Here is a 21,362-nt window from a genome sequence, read left to right as displayed (position 1 = left end):
CTATTTTTGATATTATAATAAAAAAAAACGGCGAAATAAAGGGATTTTGATGAAAAACTCAGAAATTATGAAAAAAGACCTCAAATACAACTGGCACCCGTGCACTCAAATGAAAGATCACGAGTTTTTGCCGATAATTCCTATCAAAAAAGGAAAAGGCGTTTACTTATACGATTTTGAAGGCAATAGCTACATCGACGCAATCAGCAGTTGGTGGGTTAATCTCTTCGGTCACTCAAACGAATATATCAATCAAAAAATCAACGAACAACTAAATACTTTGGAGCATGTAATTTTTGCCGGATTTACTCACGAAGGTGCGATAAAACTTGCTGAGAGATTATGTAAACTTACCGGGTTTGATAAAGTTTTTTATGCGGATAACGGAAGTAGCGCCGTTGAAGTTGCTATAAAGATGAGCTTTCATTATTGGAAAAACAAAGGAGAAACAAGACCTCTTTTCTTTTCGCTTGAAAACTCTTATCACGGAGAGACTATCGGAGCTTTAAGCGTCGGAGACGTGGGATTATACAAAGATACTTATAAAGAGATTTTAATCAAAAACATAACAATTCCGATTCCTAAAAACCAAAGCGAAGATGAGGCTCAAAAAGCACTGAAAAAAGCCGAAGAGATTTTCCAAAAACATCATAAAAAAGTGAGCTCTTTAATTATCGAGCCGCTCGTGCAATGCGCGGGATATATGAAAATGCATTCGCCGTCTTTCGTAAAAGGATTAAGAGAGCTTTGCGACAAATACGATATTCATATGATTGCGGATGAAATCGCCGTGGGATTCGGGCGTACGGGAAGTATGTTCGCTTGCGAGCAAGCGGGAATCAAGCCTGATTTTATGTGTTTGAGTAAAGGACTTACGGGAGGATATCTGCCTCTTAGCGTAGTACTTACTACAGATAAAATTTATATGGCTTTTTATTGTGATTATAAGGAACTAAAAGCGTTTTTACACTCTCACTCATATACCGCTAATCCTTTAGGTATTGCAGCAGCAAACGCAACTTTTGATATTTTCGAAAAAGAAAACGTAATCGAAAAAAACAAAGAAAAATCGAAATATATTTGGGAGAGTATGCAAAAATTCAAAGAGTTGCCGAATGTAAAAGAGATACGTCAAACGGGTATGATAAGCGCAATTGAGATGATCGATTATCCGTGGGAGAAAAGAATGGGACTAAAAGTTTATGAGTACGGACTCAAAAACGGAGTACTTCTAAGACCTCTTGGAAATGTAATATATTTTATGCCGCCTTACATTATTAATAAAGAAGAAATAGACAAAATGATTAATACTGCGTATGAGGGTATAAAAAACATTGAAAAATAATATGAAATCATTCTAAAAATAGGAGTAAAATTATTATGATAAACGTAAAAGAAGCTATTAAAAATTCACTACTCAATCCGATTAAACATTTTAGGCTAAGATACCTGCCTCTTTTAATGATTTATTTCGCCTACGGAGCAAGCGGTATAAGCGGAGTAGCGGAAACGTTTTGGGTAAAAGAAGAGCTCAAACTTTCAGCGGCCGCTCTTGTGAGTCTTGGTGTTTGGCTTAGTATTCCGTGGACTATAAAAATGGTTTTCGGACAACTTGTCGATAGTGTCCCGATTTTCGGCTCTCAAAGAAGAGCTTACGTTTATATCGGTGCCTCTTTAATTGCGGCGGGGACGATTTTATTAATAGGACTTGCAGGAGATTATTCTTGGGCGAAATTCGCAAGCAAAGAAAACGTCTATATTATCTCGGCTCTTCTTAGCGTAATAGGATTCGTGCTTCAAGACGTGGTTGCGGATGCGATGAGTACCGAGGTTGTAGATAGAAATCAACCCGAAGAAAAAGTTCAAGAAGAGCTTGCGTATGTGCAAATTTTAGGTCGTCTTGCGATATCATTGGCAGGTGTTATGGTAGCGGGACTCTCCGGATGGCTTGCACAAATATACAGCTACGAGACGATTTTTAAAATTTCTCTTATAATTCCTATTATTTCGATAATAGGCGTTACGATTATCAAACTCGAAAACGTACAAAGAAGTCCTATAAATTGCAAAATTTTGTGCGGAGGACTTGCTTTTGCCGTTTTTGTAGTCCTTATGGGATACGGACAATATCAGCATTGGCAAAATCAGGTTTTAGCTTTTATTTTCAAATATTCTCAAGAGATTGTTTTTATTGTAAGTCTTAGCGTAATCGTTTATATGATAGGACTTATCCTAAATGACATAGACCCAAAAACCCGCTCGTTTATTATTAAAACGGCAATAGTTATATTCGTATATCGTGCGATGCCAAGCGTCGGTCCGGGACTACAATGGTGGGAAATCGACGTTTTACACTTTGATAAGGCGTTTTTCGGAACACTTAGTCAAATAGGAGCGATTTTATCAATTTTGGGAATGTGGCTTTTTAGTGATTTTATCGCTAAAAAACCGGCTCACTATACACTCCTTTGGCTGACTCTCATCACTACTATTTTATTTTTACCGATTATCGGGTTATATTACGGAATTCCTCAAAGTTTGGGGCTTTCACCAAAAACCGTAGCAATTATCGATACGGCACTCGAGTCGCCTTTTGCGCAACTGAGTATGATTCCTCTTTTGACTTTAATAGCAATTTACGCACCTGAAGGCAAAAGAGCTACTTGGTTTGCTTTGATGGCGAGTTTGATGAATTTGGCTCTTACTGCCGGAGGACTTTTAACCAAATACTTAAACGAAATTTTCGTAGTTAGCAGAAAAGTTGTAGAAAACGGAAAAGTAATAGTTCCCGAAAACTATTCTAATTTGGGAATTTTGATGATAATAGTTACTATTTTAAACGTTACGATACCTGTTGTAACCATTTATTTTCTGATGATGAGAAATTCATCCAAGATTAATAAAACTTGATATAATATAACTAAAAAAAGTTAAGGAGATGACATATGTTTAGTTTTTTAATGCTTATAATTATGAACATAGCCGTAATGGCATCGATATATTTATCGCTATTTTTAATCGAATTGATTTTCGGAGTTAGAATCGACCCTCAAAGTGTAACGGGACTTGCTATAATTGCCGTTATTATCGGGTTTTCGGGAAGTATTATTTCTTTGCTTATGTCAAAATGGATGGCTATTAAGTCAATGGGAGTTAGAGTTATCGAAACTCCTCAAAGCGAAGCGGAAAGATGGCTTGTGGAGACTACCCACAAACTCGCAGACGCAGCCGGAATACCAAGACCCGAAGTAGGAATTTTCGACGGGCCTCCGAATGCATTTGCAACGGGGCCGAGCAAAAGCAATTCGTTAGTTGCGGTATCTACTTCACTATTTGATTTAATGGACACAAAAGAGATAGAAGGTGTCCTCGCACACGAAATCAATCATATCAAAAACGGCGATATGATTACTATGACACTCGTTCAAGGTGTTTTGAACTCGCTCGTATTTTTCGTATCAAGAATAATCGCAAATATTTTAGCACCGAAAGACGACAACGGAAATCCGAATCCTTTTGCATATATGGCGATAAGTTTCGCACTTGAGTTATTATTAAGCGTTTTTGCTTCTATGATTGCTATGTGGTTTAGCAGATACAGAGAATACAAAGCCGACGCAGGTGCCGTAAAAATCGACGGACCTTACGGAATTTATTATGCTCTCGCGAAACTCGGACAAATTCCAAAAGACCAAGTAGCTCTTCCGCAAGAGATGAAAGCGTTCGGAATAGTGGGATTTTTCAGCGAACTATTCAGCTCACACCCACCAATACCTAAAAGACTTGAAAATATCAAAAAAGTAGCAAGAGAGCTCGGATATAATGTATAATTCCTCCATAATTTTCTTGGAGGAATTGCCATGTTTGAAAAAACAATACAAATCGTAAAAGAAGCCGGAGAGATTTTTAAAGAGGGCTATTATAAAGACAAAGAGATAGTCCTAAAAGGAAAAAAAGACCTCGTTACCGAATATGACATCAAAGTCGAAGAGTTTTTAAAAGAAAAACTAAAACCCTTCAACACTAATTTCATAGCCGAAGAATCCATCTACAACGAAAAAATCCACAAAACGTTCATCATCGACCCGATAGACGGGACTACCAATTACGCTCATCAAGTACTTCACTGCGCTATTTCCGTGGCATATTACGAAAACAACAGAGAAGTTTTCGGTATAGTTTACAATCCTATATTAAACGAACTTTTTTACGCGAAAAAAGGGGAGGGCGCTTATCTAAACGGTAAAAAAATAGAAGTCTCAAAAAACGAATGTTTCCAAAGAGCGCTTATCGCAACAGGATTTCCCTATTCAAGTGCCGAAAACGAAGCCGATTTGAAATGGGTCATATCAAAACTAAATAAAGTCCTTCCGAGATGTCAAGATATAAGAAGGCTCGGAAGTGCCGCACTTGATTTGTGCTATGTGGCATGCGGAAGATACGAAGGTTTTTATGAAATAAACCTAAAACCTTGGGATGTAGCGGCCGGAAAAATAATAGTACAAGAAGCGGGAGGGGAGGTTAGTAACAATTTCGGAGAGAGTTATAATATTTTCGAAGATAGATGCATAGTAGCATCAAATATGAAAATTCATAAAAATCTAATAAGTTTACTTGAAGGATAAAAATGACTGAGATGAAAAACGCAAATTTTAAAATCGAAAAAAGCAAATGGGAAGCTTTTAAAAAAATAGCAAAAATAAAACATTCGGATTCAAGCAAAGAGCTTAGAAAATTAATCGATAAATACCTTGAAGAAAACAAAGATTTATTAAACAAATTGTTTTAATATTTAATTAATAAATTAGTAAAGAAATAGTCTCGTTAACCTTTTGTTAACTTTTAAAAGATAAAATTTGTCTGCAATCCCTGGATTGCAACCGAGAAGAAGGCGACTTTATCACAACCCCCTTAGATTATCGCCCATCTCTTTCTCCTTTTTCCTTTTTTCTTTTTAATAATTTTTTTTAATTGAGTTTAAGTTTACACTTCGTTAACATATTTAATATATAATTAATATAAGAAAAACCTAAGGAGGTAAAAATGAAAAAAATAGTAAAACTAATCGGTTCAGTTCTTCTTGCAAGCTCTGTAGCATTCGCTATGGGCGGTGGCGGAGGAGCTGGCGGTGGAGCCGGCGGAGGAGGTATGGGCGGTGCTGACGCCGGTGGAATGAGCGGAATGAGTGGAGCAATGGGAAGCATGGGAGCTGCTGGAAACACTTTATCACCAAGTGCAATAACCGGAGGAATGCCTGCAGGTTATAAAGGCATGCAAAAAATGGAACAAAAGCAAAATAAAATGCAAAATAGAGCCCAAAACAGAATGCAAAAACGTATGCAAACTAAAATGCAACAAAAACAAATGATGCAAGCACAAAAACAAATGCAACAATTAAAACAAGACATGAAAAAAATGCAACAAAGAATCCAAATGATGAAACAAACCGCCCAAACAAAAGCACAAATGCAAAGAGTTAGAAAAATGGAAAGATTAATGCAAAGAATGCAACAAACTTACAGACAAATGCAACAACTTATGCAACAAGCTCAATAGCCACCGCTCAAAAGCCCTGACGGGCTTTTTTTGATACTTCTTTAAATTATCTATTTCTTTTTATTATCCATATTTCCACATCATTTTCACTATAAGGTCCGAAAAATATATATAAAATGAAATATATAATCAGATATGTACCAAGTGTAAATATCATAGAAATTAATATATCATAACCAAATACTTTATGAAATAATAAAAAAATCAGAACAGTAACTAAATGAAAAATGATACTTAAAACACTTAAAAATAGTGTTATTAAAACAAATATATAAAAAATAATCATTGCAATAACAAAATATAGTCCATGCAAATATTTATCTAAATAATGATATTCTTCATACAACAAAAATAAATTTAAAATCCAACCAAAAAAGAAACCTACCGTTGCAAACAATATCGCAATTTTGAATGACTTTTCCGTAATTAAAGTATAAATACTTACCATACCATAAAGAAACATCCCAATATATATATAAGTTTTCCATTGATACCAAAAGTTTAAGAATTCATTTATCATTAAAAATCCTTTTTTTAGTATTTAGTTAACATAATGTATATTCTCTAAAAAATATTTATTTCTCCCCTAAAAGCTTTTTTAGTCTTAATGCGTCTTTAAAAGCGCTATTATCATCCGTATTGTTAAAATAAACGAATGCGTAAGTTAGTTTTTGAGCTAAAGAGTTTAAAAACTCATCATCATACGAGCCACTATATTTCGAATTTGAACCATGCAATCTAACATATTCGAAATCGGCCGTTTTTTCAAATACGATATCTTGATTAAAATCATGCCACACAAGAGCAACGTTATAACGCTTTAATATTTCATAAGTTTTGTCGTTATACCAGGTTTTGTTTCTGAATTCTATTGCATACCTTATATCTTTATCAAGGCTTATACAAAAGTTTTCCAATCTCTCATCATCAAACTTCAATGACGGCGGCAATTGAAACAAAAGGGCACCAAGATTATCTTCTAAAATCTTAACAAGCTCGACAAACTCGTTTAGTTTTTGAGTTGGCAAGAGTTTTTTCGTGTGAGTTATGTATCTATTCGCTTTGATTGATAATTTGAAGTCGTTTAGTTTTCTTATTTTGTATTTCCAGCTTTTAAAGGTTGTGGGTTTTGGGATTTTGTAAAAGGTGGAGTTTAATTCCAAAGAGTTAAAATAGGTCGCGTAATAATCGAAATATTTACTCTTAGGCAAATCGGGAGGATAAAACTCCCCTACCCAATTTTTATAAATAAATCCCGAAGTTCCGATATAAATACTCATTTTACCAATAAATATACGAGTTTAGGCTCGAATAGCACTATAAGAAGCGCTATTAATTGAATGATAATAAACGGAATTATTCCTTTATAAAGGTCGCTTGTTTTTATCATATCTCCGGCCGCTCCTTTTAAATAAAAGAGACTAAAACCAAAAGGCGGAGTTAAAAACGAAGTTTGTAAGTTTATAGCGATTAATAGCGCAAACCATAACGGGTCGATATTAAATTCTTCTACGATAGGCAATAAAATAGGAATAACGATAAAAGTAATTTCAATAAAATCGATAAAGAATCCCAAAATAAAAATCAAAATCATCGTAATTGCAATAAAAATATATTGATTCGAAATAGAGTCGGTAAAGAATTCCGTTACGATATCCCCCGCCCCGCTTTCGTTAAATACCAAAGAAAATGCTGTAGCTCCTATTAAAATCATAAAAATCATAGCGGTGATTTTTACGGTTTCGACACTTGCGTATCTTAAAAGCTCCAAATTAAACGTTCCGTAAAAAAACGTAAGGATTATAGCACCGAGCGCACCTATCGCCGCAGATTCGGTAGGAGTCGCAAATCCTGCAAAAATACTACCTAAAACCAAAGCGATCAAAATAAAAGGCGCAACCAAGCTTTTTAGAGCTTGAAGAAGGATTTGAGAATAAGGCTCGTCAGTTTTTATCGCCGGAGCGACTTCGGGTTTTATAAATGCAATCACCAAGATATAAATAATATAAAGCCCTACTATGATTAATCCCGGAATTATAGCGGCTTTAAATAAATCCCCAACGCTTATTTGCATAACCGCACCAAGAATAATAAGCACGATACTCGGAGGAATAAGCTGTCCTAACGTACCGCTTGCCGCAATTACACCGCTTGCCAAACGAGGAGAATATCCGTATTTTAGCATTACAGGCAAAGAAATTATCGTCATCATAACGACACTCGCACCCACTATCCCAGTAGATGCGGCCAAAATCGCACCAACTATAACAATAGCGATAGCAAGCCCTCCTCTAACCGGTCCGAAAAGTTTTCCTATCGCTTCGAGCATATTTTCGGCTATTTTACTTTTTTCAAGAATAAATCCCATAAAAATAAAAAGAGGGACCGCCATTAAAGTAAAGTTTTGCATAATTCCGTAAATTCTATACGGCAAAAGTCCGAAAACCTCAAGCCCCAAGTTCGGGTCAAGCAGTGCCGCAAAAATAGCGCTCGCACCAAATGCAAAAGCAACCGGAATTCCGAGCATTAAAAGTATAAAAGCAACTACAAATAAAATTATCCCCGTCATTATTCGCCTTTATGATGTTTTAGTTGATAATAGATTTTTCTAAGTTCTGCGATTGATTGCAAATAAACAACCGCAAACGCCCAAATCATCGCACTTTTAATAATCCACCTACAACAAAGCCCTCCAGGGTCGCCGCTTGATTCGTGCTGAGCGTAGCTCATCTGAACAAAAGGAATCGCTTCAACTATAATCAATACGCTAAGAGGTATAACAAAAAACAAAATCGTAATTAAATTAATCGTTTTTTTGAGTTTGAAAGGAAATTTGTCATAAAAAATATCAACTCTTACGTGTTTATCCTTGCTAAGCGTATAAGCAATAGCAAATAAAAATACGATGTCGAACAAATGCCACTCAAGTTCTTGAAGAGCGATACTTCCTCCGTGAAAGAGCTTTCTTGCTATTACGTCATAACTTACAAGAAGAGTCAAAGAAATAAGAGCGATAACCGAAATTATCATAAAAAAATTGGTAAGTTTTTCAATAGGATAATCGATTTTTGGTATTAGCGACAAAACAAAAGCAATCACGATAGCCGCTAAAATCGTCAAATCCAAATGGTCGTTTAAGTAATTGATAATATCCATTTTCCCTCCTATAAATAATCTGGTGCGTCGTTGCTGAAAATTATCAAATCCCCGGGTCCCGTAAGCTCGGCAAGTACTTTTTCAAGTCTTGCTTTGTCTTTTAGAGAAACTTTTTCAATCGTTATATTATTACAAAGCGTTTTTTTATTTATATTTCCCGTAATAATTGCCAAATCAAACGTTTTATTTATCTCTTTCGCTATTTTTTTATTCATCTCTTCATTAGCTTCCACAAGTCCCGGAGTTACGATAATTTTTCTACCTGGATACGTTCTTATAAGTTTGAAGCTTTCTATCATTCCTTCGATATTTCCGTTAAAACTGTCGTCTATTATAACTTTTCCGCCGGCTTGAATTTTTTGAAGTCTGTGAGGAATAGGTTCGAGTTTTGCGACTTTTGATTGTAGATAAGAGATATCTTTTATAAACTCATACGCTTGATAAATCGCCAATGAAATATTTATAGCGTTAAAACCGCCCAAAATTTTCGTTTCGAAATGATAATCTTTGTTTTCAATCTCCAAATCCCACTCTGTTTTTTCGAGTGTTGCGTTTACGTTTTTTATTTTGCTTTTTATAATTTCCACTTTTTCATTATAAGGAAGCTCGTATGAAAACCCTTTTATCAAACGCGGAGAATCGAAAACTTCCAATTTCGTTTTTTCGATATTTTCGATAGTTTTGAAATACTCTATATGCTGCGGTCCGATTTTGCCCAATATCGCATAATGATTTTCTAAAAATTTTACAATCTCCCTGATATCCCCTCTTTCTCTCGCACCGGCTTCAGTTACGTATATTTCGGTGTTTTCGGGTAGCTTGGTATTAATATCAAGAACAATTCCCTTTAGAGTATTTACACTTCTTGGAGTTTTATAGACTTTGAATTTTTCTTCTAAAAGTTGATAGGTGAAGTTTTTAATTGAAGTTTTGCCGTAACTTCCCGTAATCGTGATAATTTTAGGATTGATTTTTTCAAGTTTTTCTTTTGCTTTTTTCTTAAACTTATAAAACATATACGCTTCAACAAGCTCGGATAATATAACGGCAATCGATAAAACAACTATTAAAGAAAGCCCCGGATTATTATCGAATTTATTCATCAATACCAGATTAAACGTTTCCGTAAATCCCAAAATCAGAAAAAATCTTTTAACTCTTCCCGTAACGTTAAGAGGTTTTTTGACTTTTCGAAGCCAAAAGAAAAACGCCGGAATATAGCCGAAAATAAAATATATCCAGAAAAACTTATAAGCGAAAATATACGTAATTATAGGAATTATGAGGTAAAAAACATGCCATCTGTAGTTGTGAAAATGAAAAATTATTCTATTTACCTTGTAGTTGTACCATTGAAGTACGGTAATTAGATAGTACCCTATAAACATAGTAGTCAAAAAATGAATAACCAAATTAAAAACACTAAACATGAATCAATCCTTTAATTATCGAAAATAACATCTCTTTTTGAGGCAAAAACAAAAACATAATCAAAAGCGTACTTATAAAAATAAGATTGGTGGTTTTATCGGTTGAACAAAACTTTAAAGCACTCCCGAAGGATTTTTTTATTTTTCTACCTGTCAAATCAACACTATATATTTCATCCAAAACGAGATGAGTAATATACCCCAAAAAAACGAAAAACCCCAAAAGATAGCTTTTTTGAATATCCATATTCCAATATTTATAGGCTATTAAAGATATCAAAAACCAAGCCAAAAAAGCAGCCGGAATGGAGTGAATCATACCTCTGTGGGTTGTGAGTTTTTTAAAAAAATAAAAAAAGACTGTCGTCAAAAAATAAGCACCCGCCCACATCAAAGCAATATTTAAAATAGGGACGTTTCCTATGAATTTGTAAGTAACCAAAAAAGCTATTAAATTCGAAAAGAAAAATTGCATAATTTTAAGAGGAGTGGATTTGTCGTGGTCGATATCGGGCAATAATCCCCCTACAATTCCGGCAAAAAAATAGAATATTCCGTCTTCTTTCGAAGCTACGCCGCTATATGTAACGAGCGTAGCCCCTACTCCGCTAACAAATGCAGAAACGTTAAGATGAGTTGAAAAATTCGCCACTTAATACCTTATTTCAAAATCTCTAAATTCAATTTCCGGAATTTCTTGATATTCTATATGCTCGACGTGAGAATAAGGCGAACCTTTTTTTAGGATATCGATAAATTCTTTGAATCTCTCTTCGTTTTCGATATTCGCAACAGCCTCGACTCTGCCGTCGTCTAAATTTTTGACATACCCTTTAAACCCGGCTTTTTTTGCATTTTCGCTTACGAATTTTCGATACCAAACGCCTTGGACTTTTCCGGAAATCAAAAATTTATAGGTCATAAAAAACCTTTTTGATAATTATAGCATTTTGAAAGAAAAAAGGGGAAATTTTGGGGTTATTTTCCTTTTGCCATTTGAATTTTATTGATATAGGCAAAATCAATATTTATAGGTTTTTCGAGAGTTACGTTTTTTGCAAGAAGTTCGAGTTTTTCATCGAAATCATCAAAAAGATAATTTGCAAGACTGCCGGGAATCGGATTTATTTCGTTTAGATACACAACTCCCTCTTTTTCAAAAAAATCACATCTTATAAGAGCGTTTTTGAATGTAGTGTTATAAATTTTTTCAAAAGCCTCTTTTATTTTTTGCTCTATTTCAGCATCAACTTCTTCAAGTTTAGTCTCTTTTCTTGAAAAATCCATATATTTTTTCTCAAAATCCAAATACTCTTTTTTATTTACTTTTTCCACTTTTGAAAAAACAAACCCTTCACTACTCAAAAATCCCGCAAGATTATATTCGTTTATACCCTCTATAAACGGCTCTACCAAAATCAAATCATCAAATTCCCTTGCCACATCAAAAGCGTAATCAAACTCTTCTTGGTTTCTAACGACACTAACCCCGATACTGCTTCCAAGTCGTGCCGGTTTGATGATTATAGGAAAATCGAATTTTGTCTTTGGAAAGTCGATAACTTCATAATCAATTACATCGACTCCCATTTCTTTTGCATACATTTTTGTGTATAGTTTATTATAACTCACCACACTCGCTTCGATATTAGGTGTTATGGCTTTGATACCGAAAAATTCGAGCATTCCCGGGATTTTTCCGTCTTCCCCGTCTCTTCCATGGATGAGGTTTATCGCTACATCGAAGTTAACATAATAATCTTTCTTTAACAAACCTTTTTGATATTTAAACCCGCCTTTTGTTATTTCCGCTTTTTGAGCTTTTTTATATTCACCGCTTGCAAAATATTTGCTTTTCATATTCTCTTTGTCTATCAAATAAAACTCTCTATTTGGAGAAACATACAAAAATTCAAGAGAGTGTTTTTTGATTTTGTCTTTTAAAGTAATCGCACTAACTATAGATATTTCATGCTCGAAGCTGCTTCCTCCGAAAATTACCAAAAATTTCATTTATCTCCTTTAATGAAGTCTTTTTAACGCTTCTTTTATAATCTCTTCGACACTACCGCTAAGACCGCTGATAGCTTTTATGATATCGGCTTTTTTAAAGCCTAAATTTTCAAGAGCCATAATAGCCTGATTTATTTCCGGATTTACGCTTTCAACTTCAAAATCACCCATTTCCATAAGGATTCTTTTTGCAGATTTCGGCCCTATTCCCGGTACTTTTTTTAAAGAATTTATATCGTTTGAATTTATGACCTCCACAAATTCCGAGGGCGTAAAAGTCGAACATATCGCAAGAGCGACTTTCGGCCCCACTCCGTTTAGCTTAATAAGCGAATCAAACATCTTTTTTTCGTCTTTATCGGCGAATGCATATAATGAATACTCGTTTTCTTTTATTATTTCGGTTATGTAATATACGCCGTCACTCGCTTTTGAAAAAGTTATCAAAGAGACGTTTAGTTCGTATATTACGTCATTTACATCAAGCAAAATTTTACCATTTTCTTTTTCAAAAATCTTTCCTCTAAGAGCCGCAATCATTATCAACCTTTATTTTTACAATTTTCGGAAATTCGAAAAATCTAAGCTTAAAACCGCAATATCCGTCGTCTTTCGTATCGTATTTAAGAGTTACGGGCGGTTCTAAAAGTTCGAATTCGATTCGGTTATATGGAGTCCATGCCGAACAATTTATTATTTTGGCATTATATAAAGCATTTTGAATATTATCAATAGTTTCGAGAATTTCTTCTTCTTTTAGTTTTAAATTCATTATTTTTTCATTAAATTTTAAATATTTTTTATTTATTTCTTGATATTTTTTTAGCTTTGTAATTAATGCGGGAGAGTTTTTTACGCCTCTTTTTTTATTTTCTTCGTATGTTTTTTTTAGCTCCAAATATCCTCTTTTGTTTTCAAGCAAAATTTTTTTAATTTTTAGCGCTTCTTCTTTTACTCTTCGAATATCTCTTCTAACCTCTTCAAGCTCGGTTTCGAGTTTTTTTATATCGGTATCCTTTAAAACTTTTTTTGGTGATATGCAAAAAAGATTTTCCTCTCCTTTTAACACATTAACTTTTATCTTTTTAAGAGCATACATTTTTACGTGTGAGAGCAACATATCTATCTCTATCTCTTTTGCAACTATCTCCCCGCCCAAAGCTCTTTTGACATACACCTTATCAGCAACAATTCTGCCGCTCTCAAGAGAATTAATAGTAACGTTTTTGGCTTTTAGATATCCTTTATGTACGTTAATTTCCGCTTCAATAGCCAAAATTTTGCTGTTTTGGTGTGTTTGACCTTCTATTTTTAGAGTTTTTGCTTTGACTTTCGATTTATTGCCGACGTTTCCTTTTATAATAAGCTCTTTACTTTCTACGACCATCCCGTCCGCCACCGCTTCTTTTAAAACGTCGGATTCGTTTATTTTCATTTTTACGTCCGACTCGTCGGCACCTTTTATATTTCCGGTTTTTATATTGACCTGTCGTAGCTCCAACTGGTCTTTTATTTCGAATTTATCGTCTTCTTTTACGACATATCCGTCTTTTAGACTCACAAAAACTATCCTCTCTTCATTTTCCTCTTTTTTTATCGTTTTTTCATCAAAAGCGATATCGGGAATAGTAAATTCCAAAAGCGGCTCGGCTTTTATTATTTCGCCTTTGCAGTTTCGACCGTTGGTACCGGGTTTGGGTTTTATTATTTCTATAATCGTTTCACCTTTTTTTATCGGATAAATATATAAGTTTTCATGCTCTTTTTTGTGTTTTTTATACGTATATTCGACTCGTCCTTGAATTGTCGGTTTCGGATCGATGCACTTGCAAAGTTCTATTTTAAAATCTTGAGACAACCCCTCTTCTATCAGCACTAAAGATACGAGTTTGTTTATATCTTCTTTCATATTTTTATCGCATAAATTAATAAGAAGGGAATTTTTGAGTTTCTTTTTATTAAATTCGTCTATTAATTTCTCTTTTAGATTTTTTATATTGAGTTTTGAACTCTTAAGAATGACAAACTCCGCTTTTGTAAGGTTTTTATTCGTTTTCATCTCTCCGATTATTTCGAAATCATCTTCAAAGCGGTACTTTTTTACTTTTATTTCGTAACTCTGTTTTATCTCGTTGTGCTCGTCTATTAAAAAATTTTCATGCTCTATGAGTTTTAAAGTTTCGCTATCGGCCTCTACAAAATCGGTATCCCCCATTTTTACAAACGTCTTGTAACTCAGAAGCTCGAAATCAAGATTTGATAGCGGTAAGTCGTATTTTTTCGAAATATCAAGGAGGGTTTGCGGGACATTTTCCGTTTTTAGGATAATTTCGCTAAATTCCTCTTTGTTTTCCTCTTTTTTTAAAAAATCGAATATCCCCACACTGACCCTTTATGTTAAAATTTCAACTATGATTAAAAGTATTATCGTTAATTTCGTAGGAATCTTTAATTCCAGAATCTTAGGATTCATAAGAGATTTGTTAAGTGCAAGCGTTTTGGGGGCAAATATTTATTCCGACATATTCTTCGTAGCTTTTAAATTTCCAAATCTTTTCAGAAGAATATTCGCAGAAGGCGCATTTACCCAAAGTTTTTTGCCAAGCTTTGCAAAAAGCCCTTACAAACCCAAATTCGCATGGAAAGTTTTTATAACTTTTCTTTTAATTATATTAGGTATTACGATTTTAGTAAACCTTTTTTCCTATCAAATAACCTCAATCTTAGCATACGGATTTTCGCAAAAAGCAAAAGAAATAGCAGCACCTTTGGTTGCGATAAATTTTTGGTATTTGGATTTGATATTTATCGTTACGTTTTTCGCCTCGCTTCTTCAATACAAAAACCATTTCGCAACCACAGCTTTTTCGACGGCTTTATTGAATATTTCGCTTATTGCGGCGCTTTTATACTCTATGAATCTTCCAAAAGAGAAGATAATCTGGTATCTTAGCTGGGCTGTTGTCATAGGCGGAGCGGCTCAGGTGATAGCTCACTTAATAGCGGCAAAAAGATACAAAATCCTAAAATTCCTCTATATCGGAGCAAAAAGCAAAAAAGAAGTCGATTTGAGTACTTTTAAAAAACACTTTTTACCTTCAGTTTTCGGAAATTCTACGGCTCATTTAAGCGCGTTTTTGGATACGTGGCTTGCAAGTTTTTTGGCTGCGGGAAGTATCAGCTACCTATATTATGCAAACAGACTCTTTCAACTCCCTTTTGCGCTTTTTGCAATAGCGATTTCTACCGTTTTATTCCCGAAAATCACAAAAGCACTAAACAACAACCAAGAAAAAATCGCTCTTGAAAATATGAAAAAGGCTTTTTGGTATTTATTTTATCTATTGATTTTCGCAAGTATAGTAGCTATAGCGGATGCAAAAGAGATAGTTAAACTTCTCTTTCAAAGAGGAGCATTCACTCAAAAAGATACGATAGAAACTTCGGTGGTTTTGATAATGTATATGATCGGACTCGTGCCGTTTGGGCTAAACAAACTCTTCTCAAGCTATCTGTACGCAACACACAGACACCTAAAAGCCGCAAAATATTCGGCGATTTCCTTAGGGGTTAATATTGTTTTTTCAATAGCTCTTATTTTTCCTCTGAAAGTTTACGGCTTGGCGCTTGCAAGCAGTATCGGGGGTATAGTTTTATTCTTTTTGACGTTAAAAGAGTTCGGATTTAAGCTTTTTATAAACTTTTTTCAAAAGAAATACGTGCTTTTGATGTTTTTGGTAATATTTGGTAGTATAATTTCAGCAATAGTTTTCAAATACGCAATAATATTTTTAGAAGGAGTATTATGATTATCTACGATTCCCACCAAAGAAAAAAAGTACCTTTCGAGCCTATTAAAAAAGACGAAGTAAGAATGTACGTCTGCGGACCGACGGTATATGACGACGCTCATTTAGGACATGCAAGAAGTTCTATCAGTTTCGATTTACTAAGACGTACTTTAGAAGCGCTCGGATATAAAGTGACTTTTGTTAAAAACTTCACAGATATCGACGACAAAATCATAAACAAAATGAATCAAACGGGAAAAAGTTTAAAAGAAATTACGGAGTATTATATCGACTCTTATCTTAGAGATATGGACGCTTTAAATGTAAAAAGAGCCGATATCGAACCTAAAGCCACGGAATCTCTTGATGCGATGTTCGATTTGATAGACAGGCTTTTGGAAAAAGGATATGCGTATAAACTGCCAAACGGAGATATCTATTTCGATACGAGCAAAGACGAAGAATATTGTCGTCTCTCAAACAAATGCCAAGAAGATGAGGTGGTTCACAGAGTAGATACCGAGGGCAAAAAAAATCCGGCCGATTTTGCTCTTTGGAAAGCATGCAAAGGTGAAGGTGACGTATGTTTTGATTCGCCGTACGGCAAAGGAAGACCGGGATGGCATATCGAATGTAGCGCAATGATAAAAAAACATATCGCATACGACGGAGAATACGAAATCGATATTCACGGCGGGGGAGCCGATTTATTCTTCCCTCACCACGAAAACGAAGAAGCCCAAAGCCACTGCGCTTACGGAGGACATTTGGCTAAATACTGGATGCATAACGGATTTGTGCAAATCAACGGCGAAAAAATGAGCAAATCTCTTGGTAACAGCTTTTTCGTAAAAGACGCGCTAAAACATTATCCGGGAGAAGTACTAAGATTTTATCTTATGAGTACGCATTATAGAGCGCCTCTGAATTTCAGCGAAGAAGATTTGATAGCAAGCAAAAAAAGACTCGATAAACTCTACCGCCTCAAAAAAAGAGTTTACGGAGTAACAAAAAAACAAGAAGACAAAGAGTTCCAAAACGCCCTACTTGAAGCGATGAAAGACGACTTAAACATCTCAAAAGCCCTCGCGGTAGTGGATGAATTCGTAAAAGTGGCAAACGAAGCGCTTGATAAAAATCCGAAAGACAAAGCCTTAAAACAAAAAATTGTTTCAAACATTGAATTTATCGATAAGCTACTTGGGGTTGGCGGAAGCGATGCTTATGAATATTTCCAAGCGGGAATCGACGAAGAAACAAAAGCCAAAATCAACGAGCTTATAGAAAAAAGAAGCGCGGCAAAAAAAGAGAAAAACTTCGAACTTGCGGACAAAATAAGAGACGAACTTAAAGAAATGGGAATAATGATTCAAGATACTCCAAACGGCACAGTATGGGAGAAAGTTTAGTTTTTCTCCTCTATTAGTTTTACTTCTTCAGCTTCCACATCGATAATATCATCGTCTTTTTGAGTCGTTACAGGCTCTTTATAGCTCAAAAACGCAACTATCAACATCAACCAACCTATTATCTCCACCAAAAATCCTATTGCGATAACTTTTAATACCGCACCCAAAATAATCATAACCCCGCTGTATTCAAAAAGCGAAATATCTGTAGAGTCTTTTAATTTTGAAAGAGATTCTTTTATTAAAAACGCTCCGAAAATATTCAATACGTAATAAACCGCAAAATAAATAGCGATAGTACCTAAAACCGGAACGACGGGATTAGCACTAAAAGCTCCCATTAAAACGGCAAAAATCACGGCCGCGATTTTAAACATAAAAAGAAAAGTCGCAATCGCTTGGATTATCATCCCGAATAAAAATTTCGTAAAAATTTCGTCGTTTGAAAAATATTTCGAAGCCAACCAAAACGCATAAATCAAAATCACTGACCCTATTAAAATAAAAAAGACTGAAGCATTCGGAATATAACTCAAAAGATATAAAATAACCCCGATAATTCCCCATGTTTGGAATTTTTGCATTTTCATCCTTTATTTTGGAATACGCTATTTTAGCATTTTTCAAAACATTTATGTATAATTTTACAAAAAGGAAACTTATGAGCCTTTTTGAAAATATTAAGCCTCTTATTTACAAAATCGACCCCGAAACCGCTCACAATATCGTCGAGCTTATTTTTAAGACTACAAGAAGATGTCCTCTGTTTTTTAATTGGCTAATCGAAAAAAACTTTATTGACGACCCTATGCTAAACCAAAAAATATGGAATTTGGAATTTAAAAATCCTATCGGTGTCGCTGCAGGTTTTGATAAAAACGCGACAATGATTCCGGCTTGGCCTGTCTTAGGATTCGGGTGGGGAGAGATAGGTGCGGTAACACCTATCGAACAACCCGGAAACGAAAAACCTCGCTCTTGGAGATGGGTAGAACACGAAGCCATTCAAAACGCATACGGATTTAATAACGACGGAATGCATATAATCAAAAAAAGACTCGAAAAAATCTATCCTTTCGTATTACCGATAGGAGCAAATATCGGAAAAAACAAAACCACTCCCGAAGATAAAGCGATTGAGGATTATAAAGCTCTTGTGAAAACTCTAAACGACGTCGTCGATTTTTTCGTTATCAACATCTCATCACCGAATACGCCGGGGCTTAGGGATTTATTAAACGCAGAATTTATAGCGAAACTTTTTAGCGAGCTTAAAAGTCTCACAAAAAAACCTATTTTAATTAAATTTTCTCCCGATATGGAAGACGAAATGATTATAAATTTGGCGAATCTAAGCGTATTAAACGGAGCTGACGGAATTATAGTAACAAACACAACCGTAAATTACGACCTTATAGAGACTCCTGTAAAAAAAGGAGGAATTTCCGGAAAACCTCTTGCAAAAAGAAGTTTTGAAGTTTTAAGAATAGTCGCAAGCGAAGTATTCGGAAAAGTTCCTATCATAAGTGTCGGCGGAATAGACAGCGCCGAAGAAGCGTATAAAAGAATAAGAATGGGAGCGAGTTTATTGCAAATATATACGGCAATTATCTATAAAGGTCCGAGTGTTGTCAGAGATATAAATTTAGGACTTATAGAACTTCTTAAAAAAGACGGATTTAATCACATAAGCGAAGCGATAGGCGTCGATATCCCTAAAAAACTCACAAAGGATGAGGATGCTTCATAAATTTTACAAAACGACTTTAAAAAATTCTCTTGAAGTTATCGCAATTCCTATGAATAGAGGCAGCAAAGTAATAACAAGCAATATTTTTTATAAAGTCGGAAGCAGAAACGAAACTTTAGGAAAAACTGGGATAGCTCATATGCTTGAGCATATGAATTTCAAATCAACAAAAAACCTAAAAGAAGGTGACTTTGACAAAATAGTAAAAAGCTTAGGAGGCGTGGATAACGCTTCTACCGGGTTTGATTACACTCACTACTACATAAAAACCTCAAGCGAATATCTAAATAAAACGTTCGAGCTTTTTAGCGAAGTTATGCAAAACTTAAACTTAAACGATGAAGAATTTCAAAGAGAAAGAAAAGTCGTTTACGAAGAGAGACTTTGGAGGACGGATAATAATCCTATCGGATATCTCTATTTTAGGCTTTTTAACAATACTTTCGTTTATCATCCGTATCATTGGACGCCTATCGGATTTAAAGAGGATATTTTAAATTGGACGATAGAAGATATCAAAAGTTTTCACAAAACCTTTTATCAACCGAAAAACGCCTTTTTACTTGTCGCAGGTGATATTGACGAAAATGAAGTTTTCAAACAAGCCGAAAAATATTTTGCAGATATCCAAAACTCAACTGAAATACCTGAAATTCACCAAAAAGAACCGCCTCTTGACGGCGACAAAGAAATAGTGATAAAAAGAGAAACTCAAGTCGATATCGTCGCAATAGCTTTTCACATACCAAATTTCAGACACGAAGACCAATTCGCCCTAAGTGCTTACAGCGAAATATTAAGTGGTGGAAAAAGCGGTATTTTAAGAGAAAAATTAATAAACCAAAAAGCACTTGTAAGCGAAGTGTATGCGTATAATATGGAATTAAAAGACCCGGGAGTATTCTTGGCACTTGCAATGGTAAACCCGGGAGTAAATCCGGATAAAGTTATAAAAGAGATTAAAAAAATCCTTTTAAACACTAAAATTACCAAAAAAGACTTAAATAAAGTCAAAAATCAAACGAAAATGGACTTTTTGACTCATCTTGAAAGCAGTAGCGGGGTTAGTAATATTTACGGAGACTATTTCGCAAAAGGAGACATAACTCCGCTTTTGGAATACGAAGAAAAACTAAACGCCCTAACCCCTCAAAAGTTAGAGGAGATAAAAAAATATTTCGATAAAAGCGTAACTGTAAAACTACTCAAAAATATCTGACAACGCCGGATATATAACGCTAAAATAGACTTCCCTAAAACTCTTTTTTGCGTTTTCTTTGCTAAAAATCGGAAATTTATCAAGCCAAGAACTATCCGCCGGATAAAACCCTCCGGTATTTCCGTTGGTATGGTTGGCTTTTAGGACATAAACGTATGGTTTTTTGTTTGTGACTACATAAAAATAAACAGGCAGTTTTAAAGTGTTGATATGATAGTCGTATCTTTCGTGAAGATATTTTGAAAAATTTTTTAAATCATCTTGAGTATTTAGGTTTTTGTTGTATTTTACTTCAAAAAGAGCGGCTTCTTTTTTTTCGTTATGGGTAATAAGCAAATCAGGCATTCTTTGAAAAAGAAGTTTTAGTTTTTCAATGTAGTTTTTTTCATATCCGTTTAAATGCGCAAAAACGGAAGATATATTCTCAACGCCCACTTTTGAAACGTCATATCCCATATTTTCGAAATGAACCCTGCAAATATTTTCTGCCAAATCTCCTTTTATTTTGTTTATTAAGAAATTGTCTTCAAAAGAGAGCTCTTTTATAACTTTTGGAATAAGCCTTTTTTGCATCTCTTCTATAGTCTCTTCAAAAGCACTGAAATCTTTGCCGTCTGGGTCTTCAAAAGGAATATGGATAGTCTTTTTGGCATTCGGATAGACAGGGCATGCTTCTCTTGCATTATCGCATACGGTAATTGCCAAATCAAACTCTTCATTTTTTAAGTCGGTTATTGATTTTGAATGATAATCATCACACCATGCACCCATTTTTTTAAGAGCTTTAATTGCGTTTGCGTTTACTTTTCCGCTCGGCTTACTACCGGCGCTTTTTGCCTCAATACCTTCTAAAAATTTATTGATAAGTCCTTCAGCCATAATCGACCTACAACTATTTCCGGTACATAAAATCAAAACTTTTTTCATACGTTCCCCTACTCGATTATTTTTTAAAAAAACCAATCAATTCTTAAATATTACACAAAAAAAATATGCTCAGCTAAAAAAATTAAAAATGCAAACAAACAATAGATAGGT

22 protein-coding genes are annotated in these 21,362 nt (G+C 34.7%); 10 read left to right on the top strand and 12 right to left on the bottom strand.

What is annotated here, in order from left to right:
- Nucleotides 1-49: 49 nt before the first annotated feature.
- The 6 genes from EDC58_RS02035 (at nucleotide 50) to EDC58_RS02015 (ending at nucleotide 5,556) form a co-directional block, all read left to right on the top strand.
- Nucleotides 50-1,345 carry an adenosylmethionine--8-amino-7-oxononanoate transaminase gene (locus tag EDC58_RS02035; protein WP_123351835.1) on the top strand — a complete coding sequence of 432 codons (1,296 nt, stop codon included), beginning with the start codon at nucleotides 50-52 and terminating at the stop codon, nucleotides 1,343-1,345.
- 35 nt (nucleotides 1,346-1,380) lie between these two features.
- A complete protein-coding gene (locus EDC58_RS02030) occupies nucleotides 1,381-2,910 on the top strand; it encodes an MFS transporter (protein WP_123351834.1) in 1,530 nt (509 codons plus the stop codon).
- Between the two features lie 35 nt (nucleotides 2,911-2,945).
- On the top strand, nucleotides 2,946-3,830 hold the full coding sequence (gene htpX / locus EDC58_RS02025) for a protease HtpX (RefSeq protein ID WP_123351833.1): 885 nt from the start codon (nucleotides 2,946-2,948) through the stop codon (nucleotides 3,828-3,830).
- 30 nt (nucleotides 3,831-3,860) lie between these two features.
- Nucleotides 3,861-4,625 carry an inositol monophosphatase family protein gene (locus EDC58_RS02020; protein WP_123351832.1) on the top strand — a complete coding sequence of 255 codons (765 nt, stop codon included), beginning with the start codon at nucleotides 3,861-3,863 and terminating at the stop codon, nucleotides 4,623-4,625.
- A 2-nt stretch (nucleotides 4,626-4,627) separates the two neighbouring features.
- Nucleotides 4,628-4,789, top strand: coding sequence for a hypothetical protein (locus EDC58_RS10045; RefSeq protein ID WP_170151100.1), 162 nt, complete (start codon nucleotides 4,628-4,630; stop codon nucleotides 4,787-4,789).
- A gap of 254 nt (nucleotides 4,790-5,043) precedes the next feature.
- A complete protein-coding gene (locus EDC58_RS02015) occupies nucleotides 5,044-5,556 on the top strand; it encodes a hypothetical protein (RefSeq protein ID WP_123351831.1) in 513 nt (170 codons plus the stop codon).
- Nucleotides 5,557-5,602: 46 nt separating this feature from the next.
- Here the strand turns inward: EDC58_RS02015 and EDC58_RS02010 are convergent, their stop codons facing one another.
- The 10 genes from EDC58_RS02010 to EDC58_RS01965 are packed head-to-tail and all read right to left on the bottom strand — an operon-like array spanning nucleotide 5,603 to nucleotide 14,538.
- Complete coding sequence (locus tag EDC58_RS02010; RefSeq protein WP_123351830.1) at nucleotides 5,603-6,076, bottom strand: hypothetical protein; 474 nt, start codon at nucleotides 6,074-6,076, stop codon at nucleotides 5,603-5,605.
- A gap of 55 nt (nucleotides 6,077-6,131) precedes the next feature.
- A complete protein-coding gene (locus EDC58_RS02005) occupies nucleotides 6,132-6,836 on the bottom strand; it encodes a DUF72 domain-containing protein (RefSeq protein WP_123351829.1) in 705 nt (234 codons plus the stop codon).
- On the bottom strand, nucleotides 6,833-8,125 hold the full coding sequence (locus EDC58_RS02000; protein WP_123351828.1) for a TRAP transporter large permease: 1,293 nt from the start codon (nucleotides 8,123-8,125) through the stop codon (nucleotides 6,833-6,835). The genes EDC58_RS02005 and EDC58_RS02000 overlap by 4 nt, the downstream gene beginning before the upstream one ends.
- On the bottom strand, nucleotides 8,125-8,712 hold the full coding sequence (locus tag EDC58_RS01995) for a TRAP transporter small permease subunit (protein WP_123351827.1): 588 nt from the start codon (nucleotides 8,710-8,712) through the stop codon (nucleotides 8,125-8,127). Before EDC58_RS01995 ends, EDC58_RS02000 begins: the two co-directional genes overlap by 1 nt.
- An 8-nt stretch (nucleotides 8,713-8,720) precedes the next feature.
- Nucleotides 8,721-10,142, bottom strand: a complete 1,422-nt coding sequence (locus EDC58_RS01990; RefSeq protein ID WP_123351826.1) for a Mur ligase family protein — start codon at nucleotides 10,140-10,142, stop codon at nucleotides 8,721-8,723.
- Nucleotides 10,135-10,794 carry a metal-dependent hydrolase gene (locus tag EDC58_RS01985; protein WP_123351825.1) on the bottom strand — a complete coding sequence of 220 codons (660 nt, stop codon included), beginning with the start codon at nucleotides 10,792-10,794 and terminating at the stop codon, nucleotides 10,135-10,137. The genes EDC58_RS01990 and EDC58_RS01985 overlap by 8 nt, the downstream gene beginning before the upstream one ends.
- Nucleotides 10,795-11,064, bottom strand: coding sequence for an acylphosphatase (locus EDC58_RS01980; RefSeq protein ID WP_123351824.1), 270 nt, complete (start codon nucleotides 11,062-11,064; stop codon nucleotides 10,795-10,797).
- Nucleotides 11,065-11,120: 56 nt separating this feature from the next.
- On the bottom strand, nucleotides 11,121-12,155 hold the full coding sequence (locus EDC58_RS01975) for a D-alanine--D-alanine ligase (protein WP_123351823.1): 1,035 nt from the start codon (nucleotides 12,153-12,155) through the stop codon (nucleotides 11,121-11,123).
- A 9-nt stretch (nucleotides 12,156-12,164) separates the two neighbouring features.
- Nucleotides 12,165-12,695: a Holliday junction branch migration protein RuvA gene (gene ruvA, locus EDC58_RS01970; RefSeq protein WP_123351822.1), complete on the bottom strand. Its 531-nt coding sequence runs from the start codon at nucleotides 12,693-12,695 to the stop codon at nucleotides 12,165-12,167.
- Nucleotides 12,679-14,538: a flagellar assembly protein A gene (locus EDC58_RS01965; protein ID WP_123351821.1), complete on the bottom strand. Its 1,860-nt coding sequence runs from the start codon at nucleotides 14,536-14,538 to the stop codon at nucleotides 12,679-12,681. The genes ruvA and EDC58_RS01965 overlap by 17 nt, the downstream gene beginning before the upstream one ends.
- Nucleotides 14,539-14,566: 28 nt before the next feature.
- On the opposite strand from EDC58_RS01965, the gene murJ reads away from it, so the two are divergent.
- Complete coding sequence (gene murJ, locus EDC58_RS01960; protein ID WP_123352151.1) at nucleotides 14,567-15,964, top strand: murein biosynthesis integral membrane protein MurJ; 1,398 nt, start codon at nucleotides 14,567-14,569, stop codon at nucleotides 15,962-15,964.
- Nucleotides 15,961-17,355, top strand: coding sequence for a cysteine--tRNA ligase (gene cysS / locus EDC58_RS01955; RefSeq protein WP_123351820.1), 1,395 nt, complete (start codon nucleotides 15,961-15,963; stop codon nucleotides 17,353-17,355). The genes murJ and cysS overlap by 4 nt, the downstream gene beginning before the upstream one ends.
- Here cysS and EDC58_RS01950 read toward each other — a convergent pair.
- Entirely contained in the window at nucleotides 17,352-17,939 is a 588-nt protein-coding gene (locus tag EDC58_RS01950) for a DUF996 domain-containing protein (protein ID WP_170151099.1), read from the bottom strand. The two genes, cysS and EDC58_RS01950, sit on opposite strands and share 4 nt — an antisense overlap.
- Nucleotides 17,940-18,016: 77 nt before the next feature.
- Between EDC58_RS01950 and pyrD the strand changes: the two genes are divergently transcribed.
- Together pyrD and EDC58_RS01940 are read left to right on the top strand one after the other, a co-directional pair.
- A complete protein-coding gene (gene pyrD, locus EDC58_RS01945) occupies nucleotides 18,017-19,105 on the top strand; it encodes a dihydroorotate dehydrogenase (quinone) (protein WP_123351818.1) in 1,089 nt (362 codons plus the stop codon).
- Nucleotides 19,095-20,324: a M16 family metallopeptidase gene (locus tag EDC58_RS01940; protein ID WP_123351817.1), complete on the top strand. Its 1,230-nt coding sequence runs from the start codon at nucleotides 19,095-19,097 to the stop codon at nucleotides 20,322-20,324. The genes pyrD and EDC58_RS01940 overlap by 11 nt, the downstream gene beginning before the upstream one ends.
- On the opposite strand, the gene EDC58_RS01935 is transcribed toward EDC58_RS01940, so the two are convergent.
- Nucleotides 20,307-21,251 (bottom strand): arsenate reductase ArsC, encoded by a 945-nt coding sequence (locus EDC58_RS01935; protein ID WP_123351816.1) that lies wholly within the window; start codon nucleotides 21,249-21,251, stop codon nucleotides 20,307-20,309. The two genes, EDC58_RS01940 and EDC58_RS01935, sit on opposite strands and share 18 nt — an antisense overlap.
- Nucleotides 21,252-21,362: the final 111 nt, after the last annotated feature.

It is taken from the genome of Caminibacter pacificus, assembly GCF_003752135.1.
Lineage (GTDB): Bacteria > Campylobacterota > Campylobacteria > Campylobacterales > Nautiliaceae > Caminibacter > Caminibacter pacificus.
Note: the sequence above shows the minus strand (reverse complement) of the source record. Positions and strands in the feature narration are given on the sequence as shown.